Source organism: Corallococcus sp. M7 (assembly GCF_054512695.1).
Genome location: NZ_CM137252.1, coordinates 1,250,039 through 1,274,613 on the forward strand (window position 1 = coordinate 1,250,039; position 24,575 = coordinate 1,274,613).

At 69.6% G+C, this 24,575-nt stretch carries 21 protein-coding genes; 8 read left to right on the forward strand and 13 right to left on the reverse strand.

Features of this window, described 5'->3' with window-relative positions:
• The first annotated feature begins 6 nt into the window (after positions 1 to 6).
• Genes selB through ACX114_RS05185 form a run of 3 tightly spaced genes read left to right on the forward strand, consistent with a single transcriptional unit; the run spans position 7 to position 5,896 of the window.
• Positions 7 to 1,935 carry a selenocysteine-specific translation elongation factor gene (selB, locus tag ACX114_RS05175; protein WP_459295312.1) on the forward strand — a complete coding sequence of 643 codons (1,929 nt, stop codon included), beginning with the start codon at positions 7 to 9 and terminating at the stop codon, positions 1,933 to 1,935.
• On the forward strand, positions 1,932 to 4,442 hold the full coding sequence (locus ACX114_RS05180; RefSeq protein ID WP_459295314.1) for an ATP-binding protein: 2,511 nt from the start codon (positions 1,932 to 1,934) through the stop codon (positions 4,440 to 4,442). Before selB ends, ACX114_RS05180 begins: the two co-directional genes overlap by 4 nt.
• Positions 4,439 to 5,896, forward strand: coding sequence for a sigma-54-dependent transcriptional regulator (locus ACX114_RS05185; RefSeq protein ID WP_459295317.1), 1,458 nt, complete (start codon positions 4,439 to 4,441; stop codon positions 5,894 to 5,896). Before ACX114_RS05180 ends, ACX114_RS05185 begins: the two co-directional genes overlap by 4 nt.
• A gap of 520 nt (positions 5,897 to 6,416) precedes the next feature.
• Here the strand turns inward: ACX114_RS05185 and ACX114_RS05190 are convergent.
• The 7 genes from ACX114_RS05190 to ACX114_RS05220 are packed head-to-tail and all read right to left on the reverse strand — an operon-like array spanning position 6,417 to position 14,637.
• A complete protein-coding gene (locus tag ACX114_RS05190; RefSeq protein ID WP_459295319.1) occupies positions 6,417 to 7,976 on the reverse strand; it encodes an NADH-quinone oxidoreductase subunit N in 1,560 nt (519 codons plus the stop codon).
• Between the two features lie 15 nt (positions 7,977 to 7,991).
• A complete protein-coding gene (locus ACX114_RS05195; RefSeq protein ID WP_459295321.1) occupies positions 7,992 to 9,683 on the reverse strand; it encodes a complex I subunit 4 family protein in 1,692 nt (563 codons plus the stop codon).
• Complete coding sequence (gene nuoL / locus ACX114_RS05200) at positions 9,680 to 11,908, reverse strand: NADH-quinone oxidoreductase subunit L (RefSeq protein ID WP_459295323.1); 2,229 nt, start codon at positions 11,906 to 11,908, stop codon at positions 9,680 to 9,682. The genes ACX114_RS05195 and nuoL overlap by 4 nt, the downstream gene beginning before the upstream one ends.
• 25 nt (positions 11,909 to 11,933) lie before the next feature.
• Positions 11,934 to 12,236, reverse strand: a complete 303-nt coding sequence (gene nuoK, locus ACX114_RS05205; protein ID WP_120527355.1) for an NADH-quinone oxidoreductase subunit NuoK — start codon at positions 12,234 to 12,236, stop codon at positions 11,934 to 11,936.
• Positions 12,237 to 12,261: 25 nt separating this feature from the next.
• On the reverse strand, positions 12,262 to 12,768 hold the full coding sequence (locus tag ACX114_RS05210) for an NADH-quinone oxidoreductase subunit J family protein (protein WP_459295326.1): 507 nt from the start codon (positions 12,766 to 12,768) through the stop codon (positions 12,262 to 12,264).
• A complete protein-coding gene (nuoF, locus tag ACX114_RS05215; RefSeq protein WP_459295328.1) occupies positions 12,765 to 14,108 on the reverse strand; it encodes an NADH-quinone oxidoreductase subunit NuoF in 1,344 nt (447 codons plus the stop codon). The genes ACX114_RS05210 and nuoF overlap by 4 nt, the downstream gene beginning before the upstream one ends.
• A gap of 40 nt (positions 14,109 to 14,148) precedes the next feature.
• The gene (locus ACX114_RS05220; protein ID WP_120527358.1) at positions 14,149 to 14,637 is read right to left on the reverse strand and encodes an NADH-quinone oxidoreductase subunit NuoE family protein; all 489 of its coding nucleotides are present in this window, start codon (positions 14,635 to 14,637) and stop codon (positions 14,149 to 14,151) included.
• 105 nt (positions 14,638 to 14,742) lie between these two features.
• Here ACX114_RS05220 and ACX114_RS05225 point away from each other — a divergent pair, with 105 nt between their 5' ends.
• The 3 genes from ACX114_RS05225 (at position 14,743) to serB (ending at position 18,496) form a co-directional block, all read left to right on the forward strand.
• Entirely contained in the window at positions 14,743 to 15,495 is a 753-nt protein-coding gene (locus tag ACX114_RS05225; protein ID WP_427288783.1) for a TIGR02266 family protein, read from the forward strand.
• Positions 15,496 to 15,552: 57 nt separating this feature from the next.
• Complete coding sequence (locus ACX114_RS05230; RefSeq protein ID WP_459295331.1) at positions 15,553 to 17,229, forward strand: serine/threonine-protein kinase; 1,677 nt, start codon at positions 15,553 to 15,555, stop codon at positions 17,227 to 17,229.
• Between the two features lie 76 nt (positions 17,230 to 17,305).
• On the forward strand, positions 17,306 to 18,496 hold the full coding sequence (gene serB, locus ACX114_RS05235) for a phosphoserine phosphatase SerB (protein WP_459295333.1): 1,191 nt from the start codon (positions 17,306 to 17,308) through the stop codon (positions 18,494 to 18,496).
• 15 nt (positions 18,497 to 18,511) lie between these two features.
• On the opposite strand, the gene ACX114_RS05240 is transcribed toward serB, so the two are convergent.
• Entirely contained in the window at positions 18,512 to 19,372 is an 861-nt protein-coding gene (locus ACX114_RS05240) for a GspE/PulE/PilB domain-containing protein (protein WP_459295335.1), read from the reverse strand.
• 81 nt (positions 19,373 to 19,453) lie between these two features.
• Here ACX114_RS05240 and ACX114_RS05245 point away from each other — a divergent pair, with 81 nt between their 5' ends.
• Both ACX114_RS05245 and ACX114_RS05250 read left to right on the forward strand, forming a co-directional pair.
• Positions 19,454 to 19,648, forward strand: a complete 195-nt coding sequence (locus ACX114_RS05245) for a CPXCG motif-containing cysteine-rich protein (RefSeq protein WP_206799525.1) — start codon at positions 19,454 to 19,456, stop codon at positions 19,646 to 19,648.
• A 225-nt stretch (positions 19,649 to 19,873) separates the two neighbouring features.
• The gene (locus ACX114_RS05250) at positions 19,874 to 20,314 is read left to right on the forward strand and encodes an Hsp20/alpha crystallin family protein (protein WP_206799523.1); all 441 of its coding nucleotides are present in this window, start codon (positions 19,874 to 19,876) and stop codon (positions 20,312 to 20,314) included.
• Between the two features lie 123 nt (positions 20,315 to 20,437).
• Here the strand turns inward: ACX114_RS05250 and ACX114_RS05255 are convergent, their stop codons facing one another.
• The 5 genes from ACX114_RS05255 to ACX114_RS05275 all read right to left on the reverse strand — a co-directional run bounded on the left by ACX114_RS05255 (position 20,438) and on the right by ACX114_RS05275 (position 24,517).
• Complete coding sequence (locus tag ACX114_RS05255) at positions 20,438 to 21,067, reverse strand: response regulator (RefSeq protein ID WP_459295338.1); 630 nt, start codon at positions 21,065 to 21,067, stop codon at positions 20,438 to 20,440.
• 44 nt (positions 21,068 to 21,111) lie between these two features.
• Positions 21,112 to 21,687, reverse strand: a complete 576-nt coding sequence (locus ACX114_RS05260) for a KdsC family phosphatase (RefSeq protein ID WP_459295340.1) — start codon at positions 21,685 to 21,687, stop codon at positions 21,112 to 21,114.
• A gap of 23 nt (positions 21,688 to 21,710) precedes the next feature.
• The gene (gene kdsA / locus ACX114_RS05265) at positions 21,711 to 22,547 is read right to left on the reverse strand and encodes a 3-deoxy-8-phosphooctulonate synthase (RefSeq protein WP_459295342.1); all 837 of its coding nucleotides are present in this window, start codon (positions 22,545 to 22,547) and stop codon (positions 21,711 to 21,713) included.
• A complete protein-coding gene (locus ACX114_RS05270; RefSeq protein ID WP_459295344.1) occupies positions 22,544 to 24,196 on the reverse strand; it encodes a CTP synthase in 1,653 nt (550 codons plus the stop codon). The genes kdsA and ACX114_RS05270 overlap by 4 nt, the downstream gene beginning before the upstream one ends.
• An 87-nt stretch (positions 24,197 to 24,283) precedes the next feature.
• Positions 24,284 to 24,517, reverse strand: a complete 234-nt coding sequence (locus ACX114_RS05275; RefSeq protein WP_014393887.1) for a hypothetical protein — start codon at positions 24,515 to 24,517, stop codon at positions 24,284 to 24,286.
• Positions 24,518 to 24,575: the final 58 nt, after the last annotated feature.

The following is a 24,575-nucleotide window of genomic DNA, read 5'->3' on the forward strand; positions in this document are numbered from 1 at the left end:
GCGGCGATGATCATCGGGACGGCGGGGCACATCGACCACGGCAAGACGTCCCTCGTGAAGGCGCTGACGGGCACCGACACCGACCGGCTCCCGGAGGAGAAGCGGCGGGGCATCACCCTGGAGCTGGGCTTCGCGCACCTGCCGCTGCCGGACGGGCAGGTGGCGGGCGTGGTGGACGTGCCCGGCCATGAGCGCTTCGTGAAGGCCATGGCCGCGGGCGCGGGCGGCGTGGACCTGGCCGTGCTGGTGGTCGCGGCGGACGAGGGCGTCATGCCCCAGACGCGCGAGCACCTGGACATCTGCCGGCTGCTCGGCGTGAAGGCGGGCGTCGTCGCGCTCACCAAGGCGGACCTGCTGGAGGGCCTGGGCGAGGACTGGCGCGCGCTGGTGGAGGCGGACCTCGCCGCGCTCACCGCCGGCACCTTCCTGGAGGCCGCGCCCGTGGTGCCGGTGTCCGCGCGCACGGGGCAGGGCCTGGAGGATTTGAAGGCGGCGCTCGCCCACGCGGGCGCCTCACTGCCCCGGCGCCCCTCGGAGGGGCCCGTGTTCCTCCCGGTGGACCGGGCCTTCACCATCAAGGGCTTCGGCACGGTGGTGACGGGCACGCTGTTGTCCGGCGCGCTGGCGGTGGACGACGCGGTGGCGCTGATTCCTTCCGTGGCCGGCGCGCGTCCGGGCCCCTTTCGCGTCCGCGGCGTGCAGGTGCACGGCCAGCCGGTGGCGCGCGTGGAGGCGGGGCAGCGCGCGGCGGTGAACGTGGCGGACGTGCAGACGGAGGACGTGCACCGGGGCATGGTGCTCACGCGCGCGGGCGAGCTGCCGGAGACGTCCATGCTGGACGTGGAGCTGACGCTGCTGCCCGCCGCGGAGGCCCCGCTGCCCAGGCGGCGCAAGCTGCTCCTGCACCTGGGCACCGCGCAGGTGGAGGCCACGGTGGCGCTCCTGGACCTGGACTCGCTTTCGCCGGGAGAGACGGGGCTCGCGCAGCTGCGGCTGGAGTCTCCGGTGGGCGCGCTCGTGGGCCAGCGCTTCATCCTGCGCGGCTCGCGCGCGCTGCCGGGCCGGGGCGCCACGGTGGCCGGAGGGCGCGTGCTCTCCATCACGCCGCCGCGCCGGCGCAAGGGGGCGTCCTCGGTGGTGCGGCCGCTCCTGGAGGCGGACGCGGCCGGGCAGGTGGCGTGGCTGCTGCGGCAGGCGGGCTACGCGGGGCTCACGCAGACGGAGCTGTTCGGCCGCTCGGGGCTCTCGCCCAAGGTGCTCGCGCGCACGCTGGAGCTCGCGGGCGCGAAGGGGCAGGTGCTGCTGGTGGACCGCGACCGGCGGCTCTACGTGGCGCAGGACGTGTTCGAGGGCCTGCGCCAGCGTTCGCTCGCGCTGCTCGCCGCATTCCACGAACGCGAGCCCATGCGCGAGGGCCTGTCCCGCGAGGAGCTCCGTCAGCGGCTCTCCGCCCAACTGGACGTGCGCCTGTTCCAGCGCGTGGTGCAGGCGCTGGTGGACTCCGGCGGCGTGGAGGCGGAGAAGGACCTGGTGCGCCTCAAGGGCCGGGGCCGTACGCTCACGCTGGGCGACGAGGCCGCGCGCACGCGCCTGTCCGCGGAGCTGTCCGCGGCGGGGCTCGCGCCGCCCACCGTCACGGAGCTGTCGCAGAAGCTGGGGCTTCCGCCCGCGAAGCTGCAGGAGCTGTTGAAGGTGCTGGTGGCCTCGGGCACCGGCGTGCGGGTGAGCGAGGAGCTGTGCTTCGACGCGGGCGCGCTGGAGGACCTGCGCGGACGGCTGGTGACGTACCTGAAGGAGCAGAAGGAGATTTCCACGCAGGGCTTCAAGGAGCTGGTGGGCCAGAGCCGCAAGTTCACCATCCCCCTGTCGGAGTACTTCGACCGGGAGAAGGTGACGCTGAGGGTGGGGGACAAACGGGTGCTGCGTCGCGGATGAGTTCCAAGGCCTACAACGAGCAGGAGGTACGCGCCCTGGTGGAGCCCTTCACCCAGCCCATGCTGGTGCTGGAGGGGGAGGGGCGCGTCTGGGTGGCCAACGCCGCCTACGCGCGGCTGCTGGGCCTGCCCATCGAACAGGTGGAGGGCCGCTCCATCCTGGACTTCATCCAGCCGGAGGACCGCAGCCGGATGGGGGCTCGCTTCCAGCGGCTGGCCAGCGGCGCGCCGCTGGACGGACGTCCGCACCTCTACAAGGTGCTCAGCGTCCACGGCGGGTCGGGCGAGGTCTTCGCGCAGGCCAGCCCCCTGCGGCTGGAGGGTGGAGGCTTCGCGCTGCTGCTCAGCTGCATGGTGACGGCGGAGCGCCCCCGGGAGCTGGCGGTGGCGGAGCGGCTGGTGGACACGTCCGCGGGGCTGGTGTCCGCGCGCTCGGAGGAGGGCGTGCGGCGCGTGGCTCTGGCGGACCTGGAGGCCGCGGGCTTCCGGGCGCGCATCCTGCGCTGGGACGGCACGCGGTGGTTGGCGCGCGACGGCGTGTCCCTGCCGGCGGACACGCACCTGGCGCTGGAGGCGCTGTCGGACGGGCGGCCGGTGTTCGGCGGCGCGGACCAGGCGCAGCCCACGCACGCGTACCTGCCGGTGGGCGGGCCGCGGTCGGAGGTGCTCTGGGTCGCGGGCCCGTGGGTGGCGCCGCGGCACGGCTCGGTGCTGACGCTGTTCGCGAAGGTGGTGGGTGCGGCGCTCGCGGACGCCCACCTCCAGGCGGACGGCGCGCGCAGCCGCTGGGAGGTGGAGTCGGTGGCGGAGATGGCGCGCTTCGTGGCGCAGCCCGTGCCCCCGCCGCCGGAGACGTTCCTAGCGCGCGTGGCGGAGCTGCTCCAGGCGCGCGCGGTGGCGCTGCACGTCGTCCCCGGACCGGGGCAGGCCCCCCGCCTCTCCGCCCATGTGGGGCTGGAGGAGGGGAGTGACGCGGACGCCGTGCGCGCCACCGGCGTGCTGCTGGCCGCGACGCTGCGGGAGGACGGGGGCGTGCTGTCCTCGGAGGCGCAGGGGCGCGCGCTGGAGACGCTGTCCCAGGGCCGCCTGGGCAGCGGCACGGCGGCGCGGCTCACCCGCGGCGGTGAGAGCGTGGGCGTGGTGCAGGCGCTGCGCGCGAAGGAGCGCCCCTTCGACGAACGCGACGCGCGGCTGTTGTCCACGCTCGCGGAGCTGCTGGTGACGCTCCTGGAGCAGCGCCGCCTGCGCGCCGAGTCCGCGCGCCAGCTCACGGAGACGCGCCTGCTGCTGGACCTGGCGCGCACCACGTCCGGCGTGCTGGAGACCGCGAGCATCCTGGACGTCGCGTCCGACTTCCTGGTGCACCTCCTGGACGTGTCCAACTGCTTCATCCTGCTCTATGACGAACAGGCCAAGGTGCTGCGCGGCGCGGCGGCGTCCGCGACCCACCGCGACCTGTTCCGCACGGTGGTGGTGCCGCTCGACAGCGACGACCTGGCCGCGCGCGTGGCGCTGGAGCGCAGGCCCATCGCGGTGGAGGACCTGACGTCCGCGAGCGCCTCCGTGAGCGCGGTGCTCATCGACCGGCTGGGGGAGAAGGCGCTCTTGGGCCTGCCGCTCACCTCGCGCGAGGAGCTCATCGGCGTGGTGCTGGTGGACGACGTGCGCGGCCCGCGCCCCTTCGGCCCGGAGCTGATCGACCTGGCGGAGGCGACGTGCGGCCAGCTGGCGCTGTCCATCGCCAACGCGCGCCTCTACGAGTCGCTGTGGGCCAGCTACGCGGAGCTGGCCGCCACCCGCGCGGAGATGGTGAAGCGCGAGCGCTTCGCCGCGCTGGGCGAGCTGTCCGCCATCGTCGCCCACGAGGTGAGAAACCCCCTGGGCGTCATCTTCAACGCGGTGGCCACGCTCCGGCGCATCATGAACCCCGGGGGGGACACGGCCATGCTGCTGGACATCGTCGCGGAGGAGAGCGACCGCCTCAACCGCATGGTGGCGGACCTGCTGGACTTCACCCGCCCGCGCAACCCGGTGCTCCAGCCGGAGGACCTCCTGCGCGTGCTCCAGGACGCCTTTGACGCCGCGCGGGCGCAGGCCCCCACGGAGCGCCCGGTGTACATCTCCATCGAGGTGGAGCCCGGCCTGGCCGCGGTGCCCATGGACCGGCGGCAGATCCGCCAGGCCCTGTTCAACGTGGCCGTCAACGCCATCCAGTCCATGCCCCAGGGCGGAGAGGTCCGCGTGCGCGCGCGCCGGGACACGCATGGGGGCCGCGAGCAGCTGCGCATCGACGTGTTGGACCAGGGGCCGGGCATCCCGGCGGAGCTGCTCCACCGCGTCTTCGAACCCTTCTTCACCACCAAGGCCCAGGGCACCGGCCTGGGGCTGGCGGTGGTGAAGCGCATCCTGGAGGAGCACCGCGGCGAGATCGCCGTGGAGAGCGCCGCCGGACGCGGAACCACCTTCACCTTCTGGCTGCCGCTCACGCAGCCCCAGTCCCTCTCATGACCGACGCGACCACCCCGGTTCCCCGAGGACGCATCCTCGTGGTGGACGACCAGCGCAACATGCGCGCCACCACCGCCCTGCTCCTGCGCGCGGAGGGCTACACCGTCAAAGAAGCCGCCACCGGCGAGGAGGCCCTGGGCATGCTCGCGCAGGAGCGCGTGGACCTGCTCCTCACGGACCTGAAGATGGAGCCCATGGACGGGCTCACGCTGCTCAAGCGCGCGCTGGAGGTGGCCCCGCGCCTCCAGGTCATCATGATGACGGCCTTCGGCTCCATCGACAGCGCGGTGGAGGCCATGCGCCTGGGGGCGTACGACTACGTCACCAAGCCCTTCAAGGAGGGCGAGCTGCGCTACCGCGTGGAGCGGGCCCTGGAGCGCGCCCGGCTCCAGGCGGCGGTGGACAACCTCACCTCGGAGTTCAACGAGCGCCACGGCCTGTCCGCGCTGGTGGGCCGCAGCCAGGCCATGCGCGACCTCACCACGCGCCTGTTGCGCGTGGCCCAGAGCGACGCCACCGTCCTCATCCAGGGCGAGAGCGGCACGGGCAAGGAGCTGGTGGCCCGCGCCCTCCACGCGCACAGCCGCCGCAGCCGGCAGGCCTTCGTGCCCGTCAACTGCGCGGCCATCAGCGAGACGCTGCTGGAGAGCGAGCTCTTCGGCCACGCCAAGGGCGCCTTCACCGGCGCGGTGAAGGCGCGCCGCGGCCTCTTCGAGGAGGCGGACAACGGCACGCTCTTCATCGACGAGGTGACGGAGACGAGCCCCACCTTCCAGTCCAAGCTCCTGCGCACGCTCCAGGACGGCGAGGTGCGCCGCGTGGGTGAGTCCACCGCGCTGCGCGTGGACGTGCGGATCGCCGCGGCCACCAACCGCGACATCGAGCTGGAGGTGAAGGAGAAGCGCTTCCGCCAGGACCTCTACTACCGCCTCAACGTGGTGCTGCTGCGCGTGCCCCCGCTGCGCGAGCGCCTGGAGGACGTGCCCGCGCTGGCGGAGCACTTCCTGGCGCGCGCCAACGCCCGCAGCCCCCGGCCCCGGCGCCTGTCCGCCTCCGCCGTGGAGCACCTGATGACGTACAACTTCCCCGGCAACGTGCGCGAGCTGGAGAACCTGGTGGAGCAGGCCGCCGCGCTCGCCGAAGGCGACGAGCTGCTCCCCGAGGACTTCCCGCTGCGCCCCCAGGGCCGCGTGCTCCCCCCGGACGCCGCGCCTTCGCCGGAAGCCACGGGCCTGCCTCCCACCGACGTCGCGCGGCCTGGCGGCGCGGAGGCCACGGGCCCCACGCTGGCGGAGGTGGTGGAGGACGCGGAGCGCCGGGCCATCGTCCAGGCCCTGGAGCGCCATGGCGTGGACCTGGCCCGCGTGGCGGATGAGCTGGGCGTCTCCTCCACCACGCTGTGGCGGAAGATGAAGCGGCTCAACCTCAGGCCCCCCGCCGGCGCCCGCGAATAGCCTCCCAGCGAACTCGCACCTGCCTCCGGGTATGAGTGCAGATCCGAAATCGCCCCCGTTCAGGGATGAAAAAACCAACCTCCTGAATTCGTTGATTGTTTTCATCCCTGAAACGCGATTTCAGGGCTGCAATGGGGCGGGATTGTTGCCCGGTCGTCCAAGTGCCTGAGAACTCTAGATTTTCGTCTCGCACGGGCCCTGGCATGGCACCTGCTAAAGGGTTAGCTCGGGACGCATCGAAGCGAGGCTGAAAGTGGTTCCCCCCCACCCTTTCAGCACTTCCGGTGCGTTACCTTGAGAAGACCCGCGGCCCGACACCCTCACGGGTGCCGGGCCGCCTTCTTTTCCGCTCCCCGCATCGTCGCAGCGTTGCAACCGCCCGCATGACGCGGCGCGGATCCATTTCACTTCTGCAATGCAGGGCGGCCATGACGCCGTGTGCCACGCCCCGCAACGACAACGCCCGCCAGGGCCAGGGGCCGAGGCGGGCGTCGAGTGCCGCGAGCTGCCGGCGAGAAGGCTACTGGCCGAACAGCGTGCCGGCCTGGGCGAGCCAGTCGGTGACGTGGCCGGGGAGGATGCCCAGCAGCACCACGGCGACGGTGGCGATGACGAGCGCGGCCTCCGTGCCCCAGTTGCGCTCCAGCGGCTGCGCGCCCTCGGGGACGGGGTGCATGAACATGTAGACCACGACGCGCAGGTAGTAATACGCGCCCGCCGCGCTGCTGAGCACCGCCACCACGGTGAGGCCCACCAGGCCCACGTCGATGGCGGCCTGGAAGATGAGCAGCTTGCTCATGAAGCCCACGGTGGGGGGGATGCCGCCCAGCGACAGCATGAAGGCCGCCATGGCGAACGCCCAACCCGGACGGCGCTGCGCGAGGCCCGCGAAGCGCTCCAGGTCCCAGGCGGTTCCCTTCTCTTCATCCTCACGGCGCTCCAGCGCGGAGACCATGGCGAAGGCGCCCGCCGCGCTGAAGGTGTACGCCAGCAGGTAGTAGAGGATGCCGCGCAGCGCGTCCGAGCGCGCCACGTCCAGCGGCGTGCCACCGGACAGGGACGACGCGGACAGCAGGCGGAAGCTCTCGCCCGGCGCCGCGACGAACAGCGCCGCCACGCCCAGGAGCAGGTAGCCCGCGTGCGCGATGGAGGAGTACGCCAGCATGCGCTTCACGTTGCGCTGCGGAATCGCCATCAGGTTGCCGGCGATCATCGTGAGCAGCGCCAGCGTGGCGAAGAGCATCAGCGGCAGCTTGGGGTCCATGCCCTTGCCCACCGTGACGAACACGCGCACCAGCGACGCGAACGCCGCCGCCTTCACGCCCGCGCTCATGAGCGCCGTCACCGGGGTGGGGGCGCCCTCGTACACGTCCGGCGTCCACATGTGGAACGGCACCGCCGCCACCTTGAACGCGAAGCCCGCGGCGATGAGCACCGCGCCCACGTAGACGAGCGCCGGGGTCGTGGACAGCGCCTGCTGCAGCGGCCCCGCGATGTCGTTGAGCTTCGTGGTGCCCGTGGCGCCGTACAGCAGCGCCGTGCCGTACAGCAGGATGGCGGAGGAGAAGGCGCCCAGGATGAAGTACTTGAAGCCCGCCTCGCTGGGGCGCGTGCCGCGGCGCAGGTAGGCCGTCAGCGCGTACGTCGCGATGGAGAGCACCTCGATGTTGACGAAGATGGTGATGAACTCCGACGACATCGCCAGCAGGCTCATGCCCGCGGAGGCGAAGAGCATCAGCGCGTAGAACTCACCGCGCTCCGCGCCACGCTTGCGCAGGAAGCCCACCGCGCTCAGCGCCGCCAGCCCCAGGCCCACGCTCACCACCAGGGTGAGGAAGCTGGAGAAGGGGTCCAACACGCCGAAGCCGAGGAACACCTCCTGCGGCGGCTCGAACATCAGGCCCACGGCGACGGCGCCGCTGGCCACCGCCGCCACGACGGTGAGCACCGCCTGGTAGCCGCGGGACGCCGTCGCGGAGAGGAACACCTCCGACAACAGCAGGACGGAGGCCGCCACCACCATGATGATGGCGGGCAGCATGGGGAGGAAATCCGCCAGGGTGAGATTTGGCAGGTTCATGGAGTCTTTCGGGGCCTACTCGCGAACGGCGAGCGGCGCGGCGGGAACGGAGGGGCGGGCCGCGGCGGCGGTGGAGGGCAGCGACATCACCTCCACGCGCAGCTGGTCGTCCTTCGCCTGGGTGGCGCCCGGAGCGCCCACGCTGGCGCGCGCCACGTAGCGGTCCGTGGACGGAGCGATGCGGTCCAGGAAGGGCTGGGGCATCAGGCCCATCACCGCCACCAGCACGATGAAGGGGGCCGTGGTGAGCATCTCGCGCAGGTTCATGTCGCGCAGGTGCTGGTTCTCCCGGTGCGTGATGCTGCCGAAGAACACCTTCTGCACCATCCACAGCATGTACGCCGCGCCCAGGATGACGCCCAGCGTGGCGAACGCGCCGAAGCCCAGGGGCAGGCTGCTCTTGAACGTGCCCATCAGCACCAGGAACTCGCCGATGAAGCCGTTGGTGCCCGGCACCGCCACCGACGAGAAGGTGATGATGACGAACGCCGCGGTGAACACCGGCATCACCTTGGCGATGCCGCCGTAGTCCGACATCAGGCGCGTGTGGCGGCGCTCGTAGAGGAAGCCGAACAGGAGGAACAGCGCGCCCGTGGAGATGCCGTGGTTGAGCATCTGGTACGCGCTGCCCGTGGCGCCCTCACCGGTGACGGCGAGCAGGCCCAGCATGCAGTAGCCCAGGTGGCTGACGGACGAGTACGCGATGAGCTTCTTGATGTCCCGCTGCGCCAGGCACATCAGCGCGCCGTACACGATGCCAATCACCGCCAGCACCGCGAGGAACGGACGGGCCGCGTGGGCCGCCACCGGGAAGAGCGGGATCGCGAAGCGCCAGAAGCCGTAGGTGCCCATCTTCAGCATCACGCCGGCCAGGATCATGGAGCCCGCCACCGGCGCCTGGACGTGCGCGTCCGGCAACCAGGTGTGCACCGGCCACATGGGGACCTTGATGGCGAACGCCAGCGCGAACGCGGCGAACATCCACGGCCCGTAGGTGTGCAGCGTGGCGGCCAGACCCGACAGGCCCGCGCAAGCGCCCTCCGGACCGTTGCTGCACGCGGCCAGTTGCTGATTGGCGGCGAGCAGGTTGTTGTAGAGCGTGCCGTAGTCGAACGAGCGCACACCCGGGCCACCGCTGATGAAGTACACGGCCACGATGGCCACCAGCATCAGCAGCGAGCCGACCAGCGTGTAGAGGAAGAACTTCACCGCCGCCATGCGGCGATCCTCGGCGCCCCACACACCCACCATCAGGTACATGGGGATGAGCATGGCCTCGAAGAAGATGTAGAAGAGCAGGACGTCCATCGACGCCAGCGCGCCCAGCATCGTCGTCTGGAGCACCAGCAGCGCCAGGTGGAACTCCTTGATGCGGTGCTGGATGTACGTGGTGGAGGCGAGCACCACCAGCGGGCCCAGGAACACCGTCAGGAGCAGCAGGCTCACGGCCAGGCCGTCCACGCCCAGGTGGTAGCTCATCCCGAACTGCTGGAACCACGGGACGCGGTACTCCATCTGGAACTCGGCGCCGGACGGGTCGAAGCGGAAGTACGCCCAGACGCCGAACACCAGGTCCAGCAGCATGCCCACGAAGGTGATGGTGCGGACCTGCCCATGCTCACTGGCCGGCAGCGCGAGCACCAGCGCCGCGAAGACGAGCGGCAGGTAGATGACGACGTTCAACAGGTGGGTGTCGAAGAAGCTCATGAAAGCACCTGCACGAGGGCGTAGACCGCGCCGCCCAGGATGGCGAGCGCCATGATGGCGGCGTAGGCCTGCGCGTCACCCGTCTGGAGCCGGCGCAGCCCGAGGCCCACCTTCTCCGTGACGTACGCGGTGCCGCGCACCAGCACCGTGTCGATGACGAGCGCGTCCACCACGCGGAAGAGGATGAAGGCCACGAACTTCACCGGCCGGATGATGATGAACTCGTAGAGCTCATCCACGTAGAACTTGTTGAGCGCCGTGCGGCGGACCGCGCGGGCGAAGGCCGGCACCGGCTGGCCCACGCGCGAGGGGAAGAACTTCAGGTAGGCGAACGCCGCGGCGCCGCCGCCCAGGAGCGCCCACATCCACGCGAAGGCGTAGTCCCCGACGCCGGGCACGCTGGTGTCCAGCTTCACGGTCTCCGCCACGCGGGCCACCGTCTCCGCCGGGCGCAGCACGGGGGACAGGAAGTTCTCGAACACCGGCTGCATCCCGCCGCCCGCGCGGGGCATCAGGGGCAGGGCGTAGACGAACGTGATGAAGGCCAGGAACGCCAGGATGACCAGCGGCAGGGTCATGTGCCACGCGCTCTCATGGGCGTGCGCCAGCTTCGCCTCCGGGGACCGCTTGCCCGTGAAGGTCAGCAGGTAGACGCGCGACATGTAGAACGCCGTGGAGGCGGTGATGAGCAGGCCCAGCACGTAGACGAAGCCGGAGACCCACTCCAGGCCGTGCAGGTGGTTGTGGTGCACGCCGTGGAAGATGGCGTCCTTGGAGAAGAAGCCGGACATGATGGGGAAGATGCCCGTGATGGCCAGCGTGGAGATGAGGAACGTGGCGTGCGTCCACTTCATCTCCTTCCACAGGCCGCCCAGCTTCTTGATGTCCGTCTCGTCCCCGTTGCCGTGCATCACGCTGCCGGCGCCCAGGAAGAGGCAGGCCTTGAAGAACGCGTGCGTCATCAGGTGCATCGCGGCGGCCCAGAAGACGCCCATGCCCACGCCCATGAACATGATGCCCAGCTGGGACACCGTGGAGTAGGCGAGCACCTTCTTGATGTCGTCCTGAGCGAACGCGATGAGCGCCGCCAGGAGCGACGTGAGCGCGCCCACGATGGCGATGGTCGCCATGGCGGTGGGGGACAGCACGAGCAGCGCGCTCATGCGGCAGAACAGGTACACGCCCGCGGTCACCATCGTGGCGGCGTGGATGAGCGCGGAGACCGGCGTCGGGCCGGCCATCGCGTCCGGCAGCCAGACGTAGAGCGGCAGCTGCGCGCTCTTGCCCGCGGCGCCCAGGAGGAAGAGCAGCATGATGGACGTCATCACGCCGCCGAAGGTGTAGCCGGACAGCGGCCCGGACTCGATGGGCGTGGCCAGGGACACCGCGCCGCCCGTGCCTTCCGGCAGGGCCAGGGCCAGCTTCTCCAGGCCCTTGAAGGTGACGGGGCCCTTCTGGGAGATGCCCTGCTCGTAGCGGGCGCGCGACGTGGACGCCGCGTTGTAGTCCCGCGCGTCCGCCTGGCGGTTGAAGGCGCCCACCGTGAGGATGAGCAGGAACGTGGCGATGAGGAACGCGAAGTCACCGATGCGGTTGGTGACGAACGCCTTGCGGCCCGCCCACGCCTTCGCGCTGTCCGTGTACCAGAAGCCGATGAGCAGGTAGCTGGCCATGCCGACGCCCTCCCAGCCCACGAAGAGCAGGACCAGGTTGTCGGCCATCACCAGCGTGAGCATCGCGGCGACGAAGAGGTTCAGGTACGCGAAGAAGCGCCAGTACCCATCGTCGTGCTCCATGTAGCTGGTGGAGTACAGGTGGATGAGGAAGCCGACGCCCGTGATGATGAGCAGCAGGATGCCCGACAGGTGGTCCACCAGCAGGCCGAAGTTCACCCGGAAGTCACCGGCGGCGAACCACGTCCCGTAGTCGTGCGCGATGGCGTAGCGGATGGTGTCCCGCTCGATGCCGAACGGGTTGGCCATGCTCACCACGCGCCCGCCGGCCGCGTCGCTGGTGGCCCAGAAGGCCAGCAGGCTCAGCACGAAGGCGCCGGCGATGGCGGAGCACGCCACCAGGTGCACGTTGGCCCGGCCCAGCCACTTGCCGAACACGCCGCACACGAACGCGCCCAGAAGCGGCAGCAGGATGATCAACCCCAGCGACGGGCTGAGCACGTCGGGGGGGATGGGTGCGGTTCTGAAGAACTCGACGAGGGATCCGTCCATGGGTGTGCTCAGGGGTGACGGGGCGTTAGTGCTTCATCGTCCGGATGTCGTCGACGTTCACGGACCCGCGGCTGCGGAAGACCGCGATGACGATGGCCAGACCGATGGCCGCTTCCGCGGCCGCCACGGCGATGACGAAGAAGGCGGACACGTGACCGGTACCCTCGCCGTGCATGCGCGCGAAGGCCAGGAACGTGAGGTTGACCGCGTTGAGCATCAGCTCCACGCACATGAAGACGACCAGCGCGTTGGTGCGCACCAGCACGCCGAACATGCCCATGCAGAAGAGGGCCGCGGCCAGCAGGAGGTAATAGGTGATGGGGACCATTGGGTTGTCCGGAAGGTCGCGAGGGTCAGATGCGGGACTTGGCCACCACCACCGCGCCCACCATGGCCACCAGCAGGAGCAGGCTGACCGCTTCGAAGGGCAGCAGCCAGGTGGTGAAGATGGTCTCGCCGATGGCCGCCATGGTGCCGAACGCCGCCTGGCCCTTCGCGTCCAGCTGCGCGGGCTGCGCGTTCATCCGGCCCAGCGTCACGGCCAGCACGGCCAGCAGGCCCAGCGCGGAGGCGCCGCCCAACAGCCGCGTCGCCGTGGGCTTGCCGCGGTGGGGGGCGTCACCCAGGTTGAGCAGCATGATGACGAACAGGAAGAGCACCATGATGGCGCCCGCGTACACGAGCACCTGCACGGCGGCGACCGTGTGCGCCCAGAGCAGCACGTAGATGCCGGCCAGGAAGAAGAACGTCGACACCAGGGCCATGGCGGAGTTGATGGGGCTCCGCGCGGTGATGACCAGCCCCGCCGACAGCAGCGTCATGACGGCGAAGACGCCGAAGAGGACCAATTCGATGTTCAAGACCAGTCTCCGAAGGAACCCCAGGGGTGGTCACCGAACGGGCAGCGGTGCTCCCGTACGTGAGCCTCGAACTCGTCCCGGAACCGCATGAGGAAGGAGTGCGTGGGCAGCGCCGCCGCGTCACCCAGCGCGCAGATGGTGTTGCCCAGGCCGATGGGGGGGTAGGGCGCGATGGAGGAGGCGACGTTCGACAGCATGTCGATGTCGCTCATCTCCGCGCGGCCTTCCTCGATCTTGCGCAAGAGGCGCGTCTGCCACGGCGTGCCCTCGCGGCACGGGGTGCACTGGCCGCAGGACTCTTCCGCGTAGAAGCGGGCCACGCGCCAGAGGCTGCGCACCATGCAGGTGGCGTCGTCCATCACGATGACGCCGCCGGAGCCGGCCATCGTCTGCTTCATCTTCAGCGCCTCGAACTCCAGCGCCACGTCCAGCTCGTCCGCGCCCAGCACCGGCGCCGAGGAGCCGCCCGGGATGACCGCCTTGACCTTGCGGCCCTTGGGCATGCCCTGGCCGTACTTGTCGTCGTGGATCAGCTCCAGGATGGTGGTGTGCATCCCCACCTCGTAGACGCCGGGGCGGTTCACGGAGCCGGACAGGCAGACCAGGTGCGTGCCGCCCGACTTGTCCGTGCCCAGCTTCGCGTACCAGTCCGCGCCCTTGGCGAGGATGGGGGGCACGCTGGCGAGCGTCTCCACGTTGTTCACCACCGTGGGGCAGCCGAAGAGGCCCACCACCGCGGGGAAGGGGGGCTTCAGGCGGGGCCAGCCCTTCTTGCCCTCCAGGGACTCCAGGAGCGCCGTCTCCTCGCCGCAGATGTACGCGCCCGCGCCGCGGACCAGGAAGCAGTCGAGCGCGAAGCCCTCCTTGCCCATCAGCGACTTGCCGAAGATGCCGGCCTTGTAGGCCTCGTCGATGGCCGCCTGGGTGCGCTCCGCCTGGAACTTGAACTCGCCGCGCAGGTACACGTAGCAGGTGTGCACGCCCAGCGCGTACGACGCGATGGCGATGCCCTCCAGCATCATGTGCGGGTCGTTCTCAAGGATATAGCGGTCCTTGAAGGTGCCCGGCTCGGACTCGTCGCCGTTGACGGCCAGGTACTTGGGCTTGGGGCTGTCCTTGGGGACGAAGCTCCACTTCATGCCCGTGGGGAAGCCCGCGCCGCCGCGGCCGCGCAGGTTGGACTTCTTCACCTCGTCGATGATGGCGGCGGGCTCCATGGAGAGCGCGCGCTTGAGGCCGTCATAGCCACCGCGCGAGCGGTAGCTGTCGAGGGTCCAGGACTGGGGCTTGCCCCAGGCCGCCGAGATGACGGGTTCGACCGCCTTTGCCGTAGAGGCCATGGATGAACGTCCTAGGAAATCGAGGGGGAGGAGGAGCGACTCACGACAGCCGGGCCAGGATGGCGTCCAGCTTCGCCTGGGTCAGGCGCTCGTGGTGATCCTCGTTGATCTGCAGGCAGGGCGCCGTCCCGCAGGACGCCAGGCACTCCGTCTCGCGCAGGGTGAACTTGTCGTTCGTCTCCCCGGCGGTGAGGCCCAGCTTCTGCTCCAGGTACGCGAGCATCTTCTCCGCGCCCCAGAGGGAGCAGGAGAGGTTCGTGCAGACGTCGATGACGTACTTGCCCGGCTTCTTGAGGTGGTACATCACGTAGAAGCTGGCGACCTCGTAGGCGCGCTCCGGCGTGACCTCCAGATTCTTCGCGACCAGCCGCAGACCTTCAGGAGGCAACCACCCCTTGAGGTCCTGCAGCAGGCGCAGCGCGGGAAGCATGCCGGCGCTTTTGCGATCAGAGGGGTAGTGCGAGAGGATTTCCGCGATCCCCGCGTCGAACTTCTTCTGCTCTTCAGGAGTGAACAGGGGCTCCGCCATGGCGGGCCGGTACGTATTGCTCCAATGGCTTCGTTGTCAACATAAACCCTCGGCGGTAGACTGGGCCGCCCTCAGCAAATTACCGAGCGATTTCAACCCCTTGTTATGAGCCTGGACCCTGCGGACCAGCGGCAGCACCCTCGTATCCCCACCATCCTCCGGGTGGACTACGCCCATGGCCGGCCGCTGCGGGACGTGACGGAAAACCTCTCCGCCGGAGGGTTCTTCGTCCAGACCGAGCAGCTGTTCGCGGTGGGGGACGAGCTGCGGCTTGCTCTTTCTTTCCCGGGACTGCTGGATCCGGTAGAAGTCGCCGGGACGGTGGCGTGGGTGCGCATCGCCGCGCCGGATCAGCCGGGCGGCGTGGGCATCCGTGTGGAGAGCGAGCAGGACCGGCGGCGACTGGGTGACATCTTGAGTGCGGCGGGACCCAACGACAACGCGGTGACCCCTTCGGAGCAGGACGGGTACCGTGTGCTCATCGTCGAGGACAACCCGCACATCATCGAGATGTACAGCTACGTGCTGAAGAAGCTCGCGAGCAACGATCTGCACGGGAAGGTCCCGCTGGAGGTCCACTTCGCCCCGGACGGCCACCACGCCCTGCTGCGGCTGCGCGAGGACCGCTTCAGCCTGGTGATGCTGGACCTCTACATGCCGGTGATGGACGGCTTCGCCCTGGTGGAGCGCATCCGGGAGGAGGAGGAGCTCAAGGGCATCCCGGTCATCGCGATCTCCGCGGGTGGCAAGGAGGCCCAGGAGCGGGCGATGCAGCTGGGGGTGGACATCTACCTGCGCAAGCCCGTTCGGTTCGTGGAAGTGCTGGAGACGGTGAAGCAGCTCCTGCGCATCCGGTAGCTTCGACGCGGCAGACATTGAAGCGCCGGGCGGGTGCCGCGTAGAGTCCGCGCACCCATGACGAAGCCCGCCATCCATCGTGACACCGTCAGTGGCGAGGCGCTGCTCATCCTGCAGAATCTGCGGGAGAACGGCCGCCTGGGACGCTCGAACAAGCTGGCCGACGTGAAGGCCGCCCTCGAGCCGTCCGTCTCGCTGGAGTTCGACAGCTACTTCTTCTTCCTGCGCAAGTTCCACTACATCGCCATGGACCGCGAGGCCCAGCTGAAGCTCACCGAACAGGGTGAGCGGGTGGTGGAGGGGGACCTGCAGGACCGGTTCGCGTCGGAGGTCGACGACTTCTTCGCGGATCAGCTCCTGCCCGCGGAGGACGCCACGCACATCGGCCGTCCGCTGGACGAGGACGAACCGATGAGCGTCCCGCCGCCGCCGCCAGAGCTGCTCCTGGACGAGGCGGAGGTGGATCCGTCCTCCTCGGCCGGGGCCTCCGGCCAGTCCCAGGTGGGGCCGCCGCCGGTGCCGCCGTCGCGCACGCACCGCGTGGCCATGCCGGCGCTGGATCTGGGGCAGGTCGCGACCCAGATGCAGTCCGCCGCGCCGCCGCCCATCGCGACGCCGCAGCCCCAGCCGGCGTTCCGCCAGGAGGGCCCGGCGGAAGGACGCCGGGAGACCTTCATCGGACTGCCGCCCGCGCCCGCGCCCCAGCCCGCCGCGTCCCAGCCCGTCGTGGTGACCGCGCCGGTTCCCAGCGCGTCCCAACCGCTCATCATCACCCCTCCGCTCGCCGCCGCGCCCGCTCCGATGCCCCCTCCCGCCACGCCCTCCGCTCCCGCAGCCCCGGTTCCCCACGCCGCCGCCGCCGCGGCCGCCGCGAAGGGCTCCAGCGACCTGGACCTGCGCTACCAGAAGTTCGACCCCATTGGCACGGGGCCGCTGGGGACGGTCTTCAAGGGCCGCTACAACGCGCTGGGGCTGGACATCTGCATCAAGGAGCTGAAGGACATCTTCGGCTACTTCTCCTTCCTGCAGCGCGGTGAGGTCCTCAAGCGCCTGAAGAAGGAGCTGTGCGCGCAGGCGCAGGTGCGCCACCCGGGCGTGGTGCAGATCATCGACCAGAACGTGGACTCGGCGCGGCCCTACTTCGTGGTGGAGCTGATGCGCGGCAGCCTGAAGGAGCGGCTGGAGGCGTCCGGCGGCAAGGGCATCGACGTGCAGCACGCGCTGCGCACCTTCCTGCAGCTGGCGTACGGCCTGAAGGCCGCGCACGCGGCGGGGCTCACCCACCACAACATCAAGCCGGAGAACGTCCTCTTCGACGCGTACGGCAACGCGAAGCTCGCGGACTTCGGCATGAGCCGCGTGGTGGAAGTGGACGCGACGAAGGGCATGCCCCAGGTGTTCGTGGGCACGGGCGGCATGGTCTACATGGCGCCGGAGCTGATGAACAAGGGCGTCCAGGAGGCGGGTCCCGCCGCGGACGTGTACGCCCTGGGCATCCTGCTCTACGAGATGTTCACCGGTCAGATTCCGGGCCGCCGCTCGCCGCTGCCGTCGGAGGTGAACCCGGAGGCGCCCAGCGGGTTGGATCAGCTCTTCGACAAGGCCACGCAGGACCGGCGCGAGCAGCGCTATCCGGACGTGGACGCGATGCTGGCGGACTTCTACAAGGCCTTCCCGGAGCGCGAGTACCTGGACCGCGGCGCGCTCATCCTGTCGTCGGATCCGCAGGAGTAGTTGTAGACCGGGCAGGCGGGCCTCCTCGCGAGGCTCGCCCGTCCCAGTGGAAGACCTGTCAGACTGCGGCGCGCCCATGTCCACGCGCCCCTCTGACAGCGTCCTCCTCACCGTCACCGGAAGGGACGGCCCCGACACCACCGCCCGCCTCACCGGCCTGCTCGCGAAAGCGGGCGCGGAGCTGCTCGACGTGGAGCAGGTGGTGGTGCAGGGCCTGCTCACCCTGGCCCTCTGGGTGCGCCTGCCCGGCGGCGAGTCCCTCCAGGAGCTCCCCGAGCTGGCCCGCGAGCTGGGCGTCACGGTGGACGTGCGCGCGGTGCCTCCGGCCATCACGTCTCCAGAGCCGGAGCCGCTGCGCTACGTCGTCACCGCGGTGGGCAAGGCGCTGGGCGTGCACGACGTGCATGCGCTGACGCGGCAGCTGGTGGCGGGCAACGCGCGCGTGGAGCGCATCACCCGGCTGAGCGAGACGCCGCTCGCGTCGGTGGAGCTGCACGTCACGCTGCCGCCGGACGCGGACACGGCGGCGCTCAAGCGCGCGCTGCTGGCGCTGTCCATGGCGAGCCCCACGTTCGACGTGGCCCTCCAGCGCGAGAGCCTCTACCGGCGCGGCAAGCGGATGGTGGTGATGGACATGGACTCCACGCTCATCCGCATCGAGGTCATCGACGAGCTGGCGCGCGCGTACGGCGTCCACGCGAAGGTGGCCGCCATCACCGAGCGCGCGATGCACGGGGAGATGGACTACGACGAGTCCCTGCGCCAGCGCGTGGCGCTGCTCGCCGGGCTGGACGCGCGCGTGCTGCAGGACCTGGCCGCGAACCTGCCGCTCACCGAGGGCGCGGAGACGCTCATCCGCGTGCTGCGGCGCCTGGGCTACCGCACCGCGGTCATCAGCGGCGGCTTCTCCGTGGCGGCCGAGGCGCTGCGGAATCGGCTGGGCATCGACTTCGCGTACTCCAACGCGCTGGAGGTCCAGGACGGGAAGCTCACCGGCCGCACCGTGGGCACCATCGTCAACGCGCGCCGCAAGGCGGAGCTTTTGGAGACCCTGGCGAAGCAGGAGGGCATCCTGCTGGAGCAGGTCATCGCCGTGGGGGACGGGGCCAATGACCTGCTGATGCTGGAGAAGGCGGGGCTGGGCATCGCCTTCCGCGCCAAGCCGAAGCTGCGCGAGGCCGCAGACACGTCCATCTCCGCCGGCGGGCTGGACACCATCCTCACGCTGCTGGGGCTCACCGCGCGCGAGCTGCGCGAGGTGGGCTGACAACGACAGACAGGCTCAGACGCGCATGCGCGTGGCCAGCTCGCGCTGCTGCACGGTGCCCTTCTCGAAGACGAGTTCCAGCAGGGCGCGGAGGATTTTCGAGCTCTTCTCCTGGTTCTGCTGCACCGTCTGCAGGCGGGCCAGGTCCTCCTCCGTCCACTCGTTGGTGGGCGTGCCGCCCGCGAGGATTTCATCCAGGATGTCCGAGGCGCTGGAGCCCGCGCTCGCGGCGGGAGCGGGGGCTGCGCGCGCGGCGGGAGCGGGGGCGGCGGGGGGCGGCGGCGCGGCGTTCGGGTCGACGATGTCGCTGATGCGCTTCACGACCGTCTTGCCGCTCATGTCCACGACCTTGAACTCCTCCTCCTCCGGGAGCTCGTCCTGCGACTGCTGCTTGGCGGAGTCAGGCTTGAAGCGCTTCTTCTCCACCGGCTCCTGGCCGCGGTAGTGGCGCAGGATGGCGTGCTCGATTTCACGGTCGCCCGCCACCATGGGGACCACGCGGGCGCGGCTGCGCGCCGCGACCTGGTCCAACGTGGCCAGGTCCGTGGGGTCGGACATCGCCAGCACCAGCGTCTTCCCGTTGTCCTTGAGCTGCACGGGGAAGACGCCCTTCTGCTCGGCGAGCCCCACGTCCACGCGCGCGAGCGCCGCCGCGTCCTTCGTCAGGTTGCCCAGCTGCACGCGCGGCATTCCCAGGCCCTGGCAGATGGCCTGGGTGATGGTCTCCTCGGAGGCCAGGCCCAGGTCCGCGACGACGCGCGACACGCGTCCGCCCCACTGGTCCAGCGAGGCCAGCGCGCTGCGTAGCTGCAACTCGTCGATGACGCGCGCCTTGACGAGGATGTCCGCGATGCGATTCCGGGAAGGGGGAGCCATGGGGTGGGGATTCTAGCGTCTGATGGCGCGGACGCTCAGTCCACGTCACCGAACACGCTCTGAAGGCAAGGAGGCTGGACCATGCAGCCATTCGCGGACGCCGCCACCCAGATGTGCCCGTACTGCGGTGAAGAGGTCGAAGTCGACGTGGACTCGCTGGGCGCCTCCTCCGAGTCCTACGTGGAGGACTGCCCCGTCTGCTGCCGCCCCTGGCAGGTGCGCGTCACCCGCGATGACGACGGCGCCGCCGTCACCCTGGGCCGCGACGACGACTGAGCGCGCCCTCCCGGAAGGAGGGCAGGCGGGCAGGCACGAAGGCCTTTGGCGGGGGCTCCAGGACGTGCGGGGGCGTTGCTTGACACGTCCCGAAGCATGGTTCTCTTGAGTCTTGTGAGGCGCTGCCGGGCACCCCCGAGGAACGGGGCCCCGGACGCCGATTCAACAACGACTGTGAACCCGCACGACGTGCGTCCCAAGGGACGTCACGAACAGGAGAAGACCATGCTGACCGCTCGCTATCCCTTCAACAACGCCGCCGTCACCCACCCGCTGCTGCGCGACTTCGACTTCCTCTTCCGCGAGCTGGGCGTCCGCAACGACGCCGAGCGCACCGTCACGCCCGCGGCGGACATCCTGGAGGCCGAGTCCGGCATCACGCTGCGCGTGGACCTGCCGGGCCATGACGCCAAGGCCATCCAGGTGAAGGTGGAAGACGGCGTGCTGACCGTGCGCTCCGAGCGCAAGGCCGAGACCGTGCCGGAGGGCAGCACCCTGCGGCGCCAGGAGCGCGCCTCGGGCGTGTACGCGCGCCAGTTCCGCCTGCCGGAGACGGTGGACGCGACCCGCGTGGAGGCCCGCTACGACAATGGCGTGCTCACCCTCACCCTGCCGCGCCGCGAGGAGACCAAGCCCCGCGTCGTCGAGGTGAAGGTCCAGGGTTGATGCACGTGCATCAACACCCCATCAGGGAGGCCGCTGCCCTCGCTGACACGAGGCGCGGCGACTCCCGCAAGCATCCGTACGACCCGAGGGCTTCCGCGGTGGCCGGCGGAAGCCCCCGCCCTGTTACTTGCGAGCAGCGCTGGTGTTGAGCGCCAGCGGCACCCGGAACAGCTCCATCACCTGCGTGACGTCCAGCGGCTTGGCCAGGCACGCCACCGCGCCGGCCTGCTTGGACTGCTCCACGACGTCGGGCGAGTGATTGCTCGTCATGGTGATGAGGCGCACGCCCTCCATCTGCTTGCGCGCGCGGATGCGCTTGCAGACCTCGATGCCGTCGATGTCCGGCATGTTGAGGTCGATGATCATCCCGTGCGGCTTCTGCTCGGAGACGAGCAGCAGGGCCTCCACGCCGCTCGTGGTGGTCTGGAGCTCCACCTGGTTCGCGTGCGGCTTGAACGCGCGCTTGATGGCGTCCAGCACCGGGCGCTCGTCGTCCACGACCAGCAGGCGCACCGTGCTGCTGCCCAGCTCCTCGGGCACGGGCATCTGGTGGGTGACCAGGAAGGTGCGCAGGTCCGTCGAACGCACCCGGCGGTGGCCGCCCGGAGTCCGGAAGGCCATCAGGATGCCGCGGTCAATCCACTTGCTCACCGTCGACGGGTCCACCTGAAGCAACCGACTGATGTCGTGCGTCGTGTAGAGCTGGTCCGTCATCGCCGTACTCCCCTCGGACTGCATCGTTCCACTAGCCATGGAAATAAACACCTACCTTGAATGCGGGGTTTGATCAACCCACCCTACGACGTGCTGCGTTTATCTGTGCTTCTCATCAGACCCACGGCGTCTTCCCAACGGCCACTGGCACGGAGGCACAGCTCCACAAGCTCACGGGCGGCTCCGTGACCGCCCACGTTCGTCGTAACGAAGTCTGCTTCCTGGCGCACCTCTGGAACGGCATCCGCCGGACAGGCGGAAAGCCCCGCGAGTGACATGGGGTCCAGGTCGTTCAGGTCGTCTCCCATATACGCGCACTGATTCGCGGGTATCTGGAGTTGGTCGAGCAATTCAAGGAAGGCGGGACCCTTCTCCTTGCGGCCCTGGAAGATGGCGGCGAAGCCCAATTCTCGGCCTCGCGCTTCGACGATGCGGGACGAGCGCGCGGTGAGGATGGCGGCGGGCAGGCCCACCAGCCGGGCCATGACGAGCGCATGGCCGTCCTTCACGTTGAAGCGCTTCATCACCTCGCCGTTGTCGCCGTAGTACAGCGCGCCGTCGGTGAGGACGCCATCCACGTCGAACACGAGCAGACGCACGCGCGACGCACGGGACGTCAGCTCTTCCTTGCCCGGTTTGGAAGGCGCTTCCGTCGACATGGCCTCCTCACCTTTCGCATGCATCAACTGGCTTCGTGACCCAGCGCGCGGCGGATGCTGAGCACATCTCGTACCACGTCCTCGAACATCTGTGGATTGAGCGAGCACGGACCGTCACACAGGGCACGGTCGGGGTCTTCGTGGACTTCTGTGAATAAAGCGTCAATCCCGGCGGCAGCGGCGCTGCGGGCGAGCAGTGAGACGAACCTCCGCTCGCCGCCTGTCTTTCCGTCGCTGGAGGAGGGGAGCTGGACCGCGTGGGTCGCGTCCATGCAGACCACGAGGCCGGCCTCGCGCATCTGGGCGAAGCCGCGCATGTCCACGACGAGGTTGTTGTAGCCGAAGGACGAGCCGCGCTCGGTGACGAGCACGTTGGGGTTGCCCGCCTCCACGGCCTTTCGCGCCGAGTGGACAATGTCCTTGGGGGCGACGAACTGTCCCTTCTTCAAGTTCACCCCCTTGCCCGAGCGGGCCACCGCCTCCACGAGGTCTGTCTGCCGGCAGAGGAACGCCGGTATCTGGATGATATCCACGACTTCAGCGGCAGGCCCGACGTGGCTGGTTTCATGGACGTCCGTGAGAACGGGCACTCCCACCTCCCGCCGGACACGGTCCAGGATTCTCAGACCTTCCTTCAAACCCGGACCGCGGAAGGACTTGCCGCTGGTCCGGTTGGCTTTGTCATAGGAACATTTGAAGGCATACGGGACGCCCAGCCGCTGGGTGATGCCCTTGAGCAGGTGGGCGTGTCGCAGGGCCATCTCCTCGGACTCGATGCTGTCCGGGCCGGCGATGACGAAGAGGCGCTGGCCGGGGCCGACCTTGTGGCCGCACAGCTCGATGGAGGGGGTGTTGCTCATGAGCGCACCGGGGCGGCCGCGGGGACCTGGCTGCGGGTGGCGTCGCGCTGGGCGAGCGCCGCGCCGATGAAGCCGGAGAACAGGGGGTGGGGGGCGAAGGGCTTGCTCTTGAACTCGGGATGGAACTGGCAGCCCACGAAGTACGGGTGGTCCGCGAGCTCAATCATCTCCACCAGGTTCAGCTCCGGGTTGTGGCCGGAGATGACGAGCCCGGCCTCCTGGAGGCGGCCGCGGTAGGCGTTGTTGACCTCGTAGCGGTGGCGGTGGCGCTCCTGGATGGACTCCTGGCCGTAGAGCTTGTGCGCGACGCTGCCGGGCTTGAGCGCGCAGGCGTAGCTGCCCAGGCGCATGGTGCCGCCCTTGTCCTGCACCTTCACCTGGCTCTCCATGAGCGTCACCACGGGGTGCGCGGTGTGCTCGTCGAACTCCAGGCTGTTGGCGCCCTTGAGGCCCAGCACGGTGCGGCTGAACTCCACCACGGCCATCTGGAGGCCCAGGCAGATGCCGAAGAAGGGCAGCTTGTTCTCACGCGCGTAGCGGACCGCGGCGATCTTGCCTTCCGTGCCGCGCACGCCGAAGCCGCCGGGCACGAGCACCGCGTCCACGCCCGCGAGCGTCTTCTCCGGCCCCTGCGCCTCCACGTCCTGGCTGTCCACGAAGCGCAGCTTCACGCGCACGTCGTTGGCGATGCCGCCGTGGAGCAGGGACTCGTTGAGGCTCTTGTAGCTCTCCGTGAGGTTCACGTACTTGCCCACGATGGCGACGGTCACCTCACCGCGCGCGGGCTCGTAGATCTTCCGGACGATGGTCTCCCACTTCTCCAGGTGGGGCGCGCGGCTCCAGATGTTGAGCACCTCCGCGAGCCGCTCATCCAGGCCCTGGCGGTGCAGCTCCAGGGGCAGCTCGTAGATGCTGCGCACGTCCGGGGACGTGAACACGTTGCCGTTGTCCACGTTGCAGAACATGGCGATCTTGTCCTTCAGCTCGCGCGAGATCTCCCGGTCGGTGCGGCACAGGAGGAAGTCCGGCTGGATGCCGATCTCGCGCAGCTTCATCACCGAGTGCTGCGTGGGCTTGGTCTTCACCTCACCCGCGGCGCCGATGTACGGCAGCAGCGTCAGGTGGATGTAGACGGCGTTCTGGCTGCCCACGTCGTAGCGCATCTGGCGGATGGCCTCGAGGAAGGGCAGGGACTCGATGTCGCCCACCGTGCCGCCGACCTCCACGATGACGACGTCCACGTCCTGGGCGGCCTGGCGGATGCTGGCCTTGATCTCATCCGTGACGTGCGGAATCACCTGGACGGTCTTGCCCAGGTACTCGCCACGGCGTTCCTTGGTGATGACCGCGTTGTAGATGCGGCCGGAGGTGAAGTTGTTGAGGCGGCTCATCCGGGCGTGGGTGAACCGCTCGTAGTGGCCCAGGTCCATGTCGGTCTCGCCACCGTCCTCGGTGACGAAGACCTCGCCGTGCTGGAAGGGGCTCATCGTGCCCGGATCCACGTTGATGTAGGGATCCAGCTTGATGAGGGTGATGTCCAGCCCGCGGTTCTCGAGGAGGGCGCCAATGGATGCGGAGGCCAGTCCCTTCCCCAGCGAGCTGACCACGCCGCCCGTCACGAAGATGAACTTGGTTTTCTTGGAGCGCATGTCCCTTCCTGCCAAGAGGGCCAGGGGGCGTCAAATATTCTCTGACGCACGGACGGCCGGCTGGCCTCAACCCGCGAGGTCAGCCCTTCACTGCGCGTCCCAACCCCCCGGACGGGCCACGGCGAACTGCTGGGCGGTGGGTTGGCCGACGCGGAAGTGGCGCAGGTCGCACCCCCGGCAACTCCAGCCTTCCCAGCCTTTCTTCACGACCTGGTGCAGGCAGGCGTCGTAGTTGGGACAAAAAAGATTGCGCTGGTCATCGACCGTCTCCTCGTCACGGAGGGCGGAGGGCAGCGGGATGGGACACGGCGTGATGGACACGGAAGTTCTCCGGCAGGCGACCCCGACGGTCGTGGATGGCACTTCCCCCCGGCGGCCA